Annotated in this window: 6 protein-coding genes and 1 pseudogene; 3 read left to right on the top strand and 4 right to left on the bottom strand. The window is 43.3% G+C overall.

Annotation, left to right across the window (positions count from 1 at the left end; genetic code table 11):
* The 3 genes and pseudogenes from GOB86_RS14245 to GOB86_RS14235 form a co-directional block, all read left to right on the top strand.
* Nucleotides 1–99, top strand: a pseudogene (locus tag GOB86_RS14245) (IS5/IS1182 family transposase); the annotation flags it as partial.
* 120 nt (nt 100–219) lie between these two features.
* Nucleotides 220–867 (top strand): AAA family ATPase, encoded by a 648-nt coding sequence (locus GOB86_RS14240; protein WP_165993255.1) that lies wholly within the window; start codon nt 220–222, stop codon nt 865–867.
* Nucleotides 864–1604: a hypothetical protein gene (locus GOB86_RS14235; protein ID WP_064775795.1), complete on the top strand. Its 741-nt coding sequence runs from the start codon at nt 864–866 to the stop codon at nt 1602–1604. The genes GOB86_RS14240 and GOB86_RS14235 overlap by 4 nt, the downstream gene beginning before the upstream one ends.
* A 30-nt stretch (nt 1605–1634) precedes the next feature.
* On the opposite strand, the gene GOB86_RS14230 is transcribed toward GOB86_RS14235, so the two are convergent.
* The 4 genes from GOB86_RS14230 to GOB86_RS14215 form a co-directional block, all read right to left on the bottom strand.
* Nucleotides 1635–2564, bottom strand: a complete 930-nt coding sequence (locus GOB86_RS14230) for a replication protein RepA (RefSeq protein ID WP_003630807.1) — start codon at nt 2562–2564, stop codon at nt 1635–1637.
* 341 nt (nt 2565–2905) lie between these two features.
* Nucleotides 2906–4411 carry a tyrosine-type recombinase/integrase gene (locus tag GOB86_RS14225; RefSeq protein ID WP_165993253.1) on the bottom strand — a complete coding sequence of 502 codons (1506 nt, stop codon included), beginning with the start codon at nt 4409–4411 and terminating at the stop codon, nt 2906–2908.
* 269 nt (nt 4412–4680) lie between these two features.
* Nucleotides 4681–5418: an HNH endonuclease gene (locus GOB86_RS14220; protein ID WP_165993251.1), complete on the bottom strand. Its 738-nt coding sequence runs from the start codon at nt 5416–5418 to the stop codon at nt 4681–4683.
* Nucleotides 5411–6604, bottom strand: coding sequence for an AAA family ATPase (locus GOB86_RS14215; protein ID WP_165993249.1), 1194 nt, complete (start codon nt 6602–6604; stop codon nt 5411–5413). Before GOB86_RS14215 ends, GOB86_RS14220 begins: the two co-directional genes overlap by 8 nt.
* Nucleotides 6605–6995 lie beyond the last annotated feature (391 nt).

Genomic DNA, 6995 nt, shown 5'->3' with positions numbered 1-6995 from the left:
CTCAAGCAGTTTCGCGCTATCGCAACCCGTTACGACAAGCTGAAATCCACCTTCCTCGCAGCCGTGCAGTTCGCTTCAATCATTATCCTGCTTAACTGACGACACGCCGTAACAAAATTCCTCGACGGACTGAGAAATGAAATTTTTACACGTGTAAAAGTTGCGCGGCACTCGGTAAATAATATATTGGTGGGTGGAAAACTTATCGGGAGACTGACAGTGCTTGGGAAAACCATTTTGTTCGCTAGCGTGAAAGGAGGAACATCCAAATCCACACTTTCCGAATGTGTATCTGTCTATGCTGCAAGAGATGGAATGAAAGTTTCTGGAATCGATTTCGACCCTCAATCTACATTTCGTAACTGGGGAGACGCACGAGAAGGAACACAGAAATCCATTCCCTCGCTTATAAGCGTGCCTGTGAAATCTTTGTCATTATCAAAATGGAAAACCGTAGAAGATTTTACAGACGATAATGATCTGGTGGTTATTGATACACCGCCAGCCTTAGAAAATGATGCTGACGCTTTTTTGGGTTTATCGCAGCTTGCTGATCTAGTTCTTGTCCCTACAAGTGCTACACATAACGACATATCGAGTAACACACCTTATTTGTTATCCCTAAAAAAAGCCGGTGTTAAGGCTTTCGTCGTTTTTTCAAGGGTAAATCGACAAACTAAAAGTTTTAGAGAGGCTCGACAGAGAGTTGCTAAATATGCACGAGTTTTGCCTGTCGAAATACCAATTGCTGAGGATATGCACGTTCACAATCACGGTGGATTAACCTCAGTGGATATTAAAGATGCTAGAGGCTCAAAAGACGTTGAGTTGCTTTGGGATCTGATTAAGCATGAGATCGAACTATGAGTGTGAAAATCTCAAAATCACTGGCAAAAAAAATTGCCTTACGTGATGAACCTCTAACTCAAGAGCGTGAAACAGCACTTATGGCTGCTGATGTTAGAAGTTCTGCACAGAATGAATTAATTGAGATTGATGAGAATTTATTAAAGACACTCAATGAAGTTTTCGGTGACACGGAGCTTATGAATGATAAGAAACGTCTCCAGACGATCGTTACTCAACGAAAGATCATCTATCGTAATTTTGTAAGAGCTGGCCATGCGTCATTGGCAATGGGGAATGCGCTTCTTGATATGGAAGCTTCATTAACAATAGGTGAAAGAGAAAGATTAAAACAGAGTGCCGAAAAAATACTGCCATTCGGTGACACTGTAGCTTCAATGTTGAAAAGTGTTGCTCGCTTCGTAAAAACGGGAAAGGTCCCCGAAAACGATCTTCCTGCAAGCTATTCGGCAGCTTATGTTTTAACGAACATGACAGACCCGGAACTAGATGCAGCGAAAGAAGAGGGGCTTGTTCGTCCTGAAGTGGGTCGTAGAAAGTTACTGAATTTTCGAAAAGATTATCGCGAGCGGACGGAAGAAAAAGATTTTAAAAAAAATGTAATAGACTTAGAAAGACTGGAAAACAAAAGGGAGAAAATTTTGAATAGAAGGAAAAAACTTGCTCTCGAATATTTTAAATTAAGTTATGAGTTCCGTGAAATAAATAAAGTCATAAGAGCCATCAAAGGAAGCTAAATCGTCCGTGAACTTTTAGGGCCCTTCATATCATAAAGCCTGTTTCTTTGCAGGCTTTATTTGAGGTGTGGTCTTTTGGGGCACTGGAGGTTTAGATGAATGCAAGATTACCCCAGTCTCGGTTGTTGTAACCCGCGCATCTGGATAGACGGCTAAAGCTATTTTTAAACTTTCCAGAAAATTTTCTCTAAACTTTCTCAGCCGAGCGTAACTTCGTCCAAACTGGGCATACAAGGCTTTCCAAGTAATTTGACAATCTCCAGGCAGAACATGCAAACGATAAGCGAGCCAGCAATAGATATCTAATGCTTGACTATTATTTGCTATCGCGCGAATTGCAGACTCTTGTAATGGAACTGGGTGTTTTTTTAATTGCTCAAAAAAACCTTCAGATAATTTAACAGTCTCTAATAATCCGCCATTATCATGGTTAGTGAAAAGTGCAGTATCCACGATGTTTTGATTTACAAACCCCGTTTGATTGCCTTTAGCAATTTGAAAAGTCATTCGACAGCGTGAGAGGCGTAATGCTTGCTCTCGGACATCTTTCATGCTTTTCCCGCCGATTGATACGCCTAATTTCTGCAGCCATTCGCGTAAACTACGACCAAGTTCAATTTCGCGACTGTTCGTCTTAATAGCTTCTGTCTGCAAATAAAGTAGTATTAAGCGTGCTCTTGATCCGTAAGGTACGCCTACTCTTATTACTCCTTCTTCAGTAGCTACTGATCCTGGCTCTACCATTAACTTTAGATGTTCAGTTTCTATAAGCCATATTTGATCATCTGGTTGCTTTCGATGTGGTAAGGCTGCTTGACACCATCCACTAAAGAGAAAACCTACACCGCTTTGTTCGTCTGACATGAAGTCAAAAGCAACCTCTAGCTCTTTCCTGTCATCTGAAAGTGCTAAAGCGCCTTGACGGCCATGTTCTTCAAGGAGGCGGTGAATTCGACCCATATTTCCTAGATACGTCTTACTTGATTAGAAGTCTCCGAGGACTTTAGGGGCGTAAAACTATTTGAAAGGATATTTGAAGGTTTTATTAGTTTGTGCCCTAAGAGTCCCTAGGACAGATTCGCTATATCTCTGAAAATAAAGAATTCTTCGAATCTTGTTCCGCCCTAAAAGTTCTCACATCCGCCCTAAGAGTTCTCGCTCAACTTGTGAAAGATAACAAGCTACAGCGCCCTAAAAGTTCACAGAAACCGATTCTGAAAATTGAGGATGCTTCAGTTGTCCATAATCATGCGGGAACAGGTACTAGGTGGGGACTTTTAGGGCGGGAAGGTTGGTTTTATTCAAAACCGACTTTTCCCTGGATGTCGGGATAGAGCATGATCATCCTCAATATAAGTCTCCAGAACACGGTAATCCCGATGACGAGAAAAACGTTTTAGCGATATAAGATCAAGGCCGTCCTGGGCGCCGGTCGTAATGGCACCGCGTCGCAAACTATGACCGCTAAAATCCCCCTCGATTCCAGCAGCCTGACAGCGTTTTTTGATAATTGTGGCTACAGAAAAGTCCGAAAGGCTCTGGGTGCCAATTCTATGAATAGGGGGCGTCTCATTGTTTTTCGACGCCGCTGGCAACCATATTCTTGGGAAGGCGGCCGTCATCTCGTTTTCGTTTTCTGGCTTTGTAGCTTTGTTCTTGTTTCTTGGTGTCAATTTAGACTGTCGTAGCCACGTCTCCCACGCCCGCACCGGACAATGTCTGGTTATCCCGCGTGGGATAACAATCGTGGTGCCCTGATGCTTCTTGTCGCCTTTGGAGTGGGGCAGGGTGATCCGCATGCAGTCTTCATCAAGCGAGACGTGTTCGAGCTGGATCGCCGCCAGTTCGGAGCGTCGGAGCGCACCACCATAACCAAGGAGGAGAATGGCGCGATCACGAGCATCCACCAGCGAGGTCATCGGGATCCTATCAACAACCTCGCAGATCATCTCCCATGTCAAACCTTTGACCTGACGTGGTGGTGTTTTCCTTGGTGAGCGATGAATACCCGCCAGCGTCTCAGAGACGAGCACGTGTGTCGTTGGAATAGGTAGATGTGAGATGTGATGAAGATAGCGCAGCGCTGCGCGGTGGAGTTCAATTGTAGCCGGCTTACGTCCGCGCAAAGCAAGATCGGCAAGATAGGTGGCAACGTCTTCACTCCGTGCCGGCAAGGCGGGAAGCTCATGACGTGCCACCCAGGCACACCAGCCCCTGACGGCTGAGCGGTAGGCTCGGCGAGTATTCGCGGCTTTCCCTAGCTGAACAAACGCGCCGACAGCAGCCTGTGATGTCTTCAGTTGTCCATCATGTTTGGGAACTTCAGCTTCGACCAAAGCAGTAAACCAACGAGCGACATTGGCTGGGTCCTGACCTATAGGTGCCGATGCGGCGATAGGACGGATTCTATCTTTTCCAGGGAGGTCGGATGCGGTTTGACTCTGGTCCAACGCGACAAGCGACGCGACAAACGCCAAGCGCTGACGATTAATCTCAAGAGCTACTTCGAAATGGTAGCGATTGGGCAGTGAAAATGCGGCAGCCTCAACAAGCGTCCGTGCCTTTGCTGCATACTCTGCGCACTCGGACAATTTGGTATCGGGCAGAAAGCTGCCATCAGGCAGCATGCTACCGGAAATAAAAACGGGAAGGGCAGGGGAGAAACGGGCAGTCGAGAGAATGTGACGCAGACCGTCCCCCGTTACCTCAGTATGAATCAAGCGTTGACGCGTAAGGCGGTCTACCTGTTCGAGAACAAGAGGGAGCAGATCGGGCCAAGAGCCTGTCAGAAGAAGAGAATCAAGCATTGCCCATTATAACCTTTCACCAAAAAACACTTCCAATCTGACATGCTTACTGAAAAACCACGGCGCTAGAGATAGCCAAGTGGGCCGCGCTGCAAAACACACATGAGAAAACAAATACGGCGAAAGGATTTTAAGTGCTTATTTCTGCGCCTTTATGTCTGCAATGGGGGGGTGAGCAGCACGTCCGCTTTGGCCGGGAAATGGGAAGAATGGAATTGCATAGTGGGGCTCAAGCCGAAATTTTTTTCGATCCCTCTATATAATTTCTATTACAAAGATATCATATCGGCTTCTTTTTCTGATTTCTCGAATCTTTCCCACATGCCTAAATTTGAAAGCTCTTTTTTTATCCATTGATAGTCACTATCATTAAGAAGAACGGTGGCCGCTGTCGCGCTGTACTCTTTAGTAGATAAGCAAGATTCGAAAAGTTTTTCTAAAGCACGCGTTGCCTTATTAATATGATATTTTGTTTTTGTTCCTAGTAAGTGACTTTCTATATCTTCTCTTATTTGACTTACTACATCCAATATCTGTTCTCCGACTTTCATTCTTACACTAACAAGGCGATCTGTATCGTTAAGGTACAGGGTCTCTATGGTAGTTCTTCCGCACGAGGTGATCGGCTTAAATCTATATAAGTAGAAATAAATATGATCTTTGGGATTGTCTGACGAGGGGTTTACGATCATTCCATCTGAAATTACATCATGCGTTCCTTTATTTACGTTGCATCTCTTGCATGATGGCAATAGATTATTCCACGATACTACTTTGTCTTGATATTTATCCTTGTAGTAAAAATGCTCCACTTCCATATATTTTGATTCTTCGTCTATTAGCGTCTCGCAATAAGCGCATTTTTTATGAGACATATGTAGAAGTACTGTTCTTATGTAAGTAGTATTCCATACATATTTACCAGTTTTTTTGAATTCCTCAGTAAGATCATCTTGTGTTTTTTTATCGAGTTCCAGGGGCGGCAAGTTGCGTTTGATCTTAATCATCTTGGACTCCTGTCGCCTTTGATGACTGTATCTCTAATAACTTTCTAAGAGGGTTCGAGGGATGAAGCATTTCCAAAAGAATATTATATGCCTCTGTCGTAGCCTGTTCGTCGTTTCGATCTAGCGCATTATCAAAATTCTTCATCGCAATACGATACTCTGGTGTTTGAGTATCTTCCACACCCATGATTTCTGTTAGTATTTCTTCAATAGACCAACCAACAAATCCCCTTTTGCTTATGGGAAGATCTCTTACGAAAGTATTTCCATCTGCATCACGCGCGAGGGCTATCACTTCATTGGGGAGGGCTGTTTGTATAACGTGCGGACTATGAGTGGTGGCAATTATTTGTGCTTTTGGGAATGTTGATTTAAGTGCACCACCTATTTCACGTTGCCATATTGGGTGGAGGTGTAAGTCAATTTCATCTATTAGTATTACTCCGTTAAATTCATCAACTGAGAGATTTAACCTTCTGAACTCAATTTCTTTTATTATGCCAAGCAATAAAGAAAATGCGGAGCGAAAACCAGATGATAGCATTTCAAAAGCAATATTGCCATTTTGGGTGTCGACTATTATATCAAAAGAAGACGTATCTACGTGTGATAACTTGACTGTCGGATCAAGTCTTGAGAATAGCTTTATAGCTGCTTCAAGGTTTTTTTTACGATATTCTGGCCAATCATTTCCATGAGGGCGCATTAAATATCTATTAGCAAACCAGCTTTTAATTTCATGTGGGCTAATTCCCTGTAATGTTCTCTGCTGAACAGTCATATCGTTCATATCCGGGTCTGCTGTAATGGAATTATGTCTTGCGTATGCAAAATCCCGCACTGCACGAACAAAAATTACAAAATTCCCTCCTTCTCGATTTCCGAAATAGTCTGAATTTTTATCAGGAAGAGTTTCTTTGATATTCCCTGATATCTTTTTAATTTGATGATTTATATTGCAATCAACCTCTAAATAACCTGGGTTTTCTCCAGAAGCACCCGAGCGGCGCTTTAAAAAAGGAGATGCTATATTGGGAGAAAATGCAGAAGAGACTGCTTCCAATATAGTCGTTTTCCCAACACCATTTGTTCCACAAATAATATTTAAATTAGATTGAAAGGAGACAATGAAATTTCGAAAGCCCGCAATGTCTTTTAATTTTAAGTCGACAATACTAACATTCACGATGTAAGTCCCGATTTTATGTAATCTATTTATACAATTCTGCCAGAATAATTCTGCTTAAGTCAATAGCAGGAATGTTAGAGTTCTTTTGGAAAGTTATGCATGAGTGTCTTGCTCGTAGCATGAGGTTTCCCATGGAAAGGGAAGTGTCTGCTTTTGGGCTCGAATTTCAGTGCTCCGAATGTCTTGAATGTAGGCGACTGCCGCCAGTCTGCTTAATTCTTGAAGCCGACAGGCAGATTTGGGGGGGGAAGCGGAATGTCAGTTCTCGGACAAAATCTTAGAGCCCTTTTGGAAATTCGCTATGATAGGTTTTCAAGAGGTTTTGAGCGTGATTCAAAGGCAGGATGTGGACGCCAGCACAACGAGGCCGCATGGCCGGAATTACACG

This window comes from Acetobacter lambici (assembly GCF_011516885.1).
Classification (GTDB): Bacteria; Pseudomonadota; Alphaproteobacteria; order Acetobacterales; family Acetobacteraceae; genus Acetobacter; species Acetobacter lambici.
This window is presented reverse-complemented; position numbering and strand designations above follow the sequence as displayed.

Coding starts and splice junctions, on each gene's coding strand:
- GOB86_RS14235 (WP_064775795.1), top strand. CDS start 864: ATGAGTGTGAAAATCTCAAAATCACTGGCAAAAAAAATTGCCTTACGT.
- GOB86_RS14230 (WP_003630807.1), bottom strand. CDS start 2,564: ATGGGTCGAATTCACCGCCTCCTTGAAGAACATGGCCGTCAAGGCGCT.
- GOB86_RS14225 (WP_165993253.1), bottom strand. CDS start 4,411: ATGCTTGATTCTCTTCTTCTGACAGGCTCTTGGCCCGATCTGCTCCCT.
- GOB86_RS14220 (WP_165993251.1), bottom strand. CDS start 5,418: ATGATTAAGATCAAACGCAACTTGCCGCCCCTGGAACTCGATAAAAAA.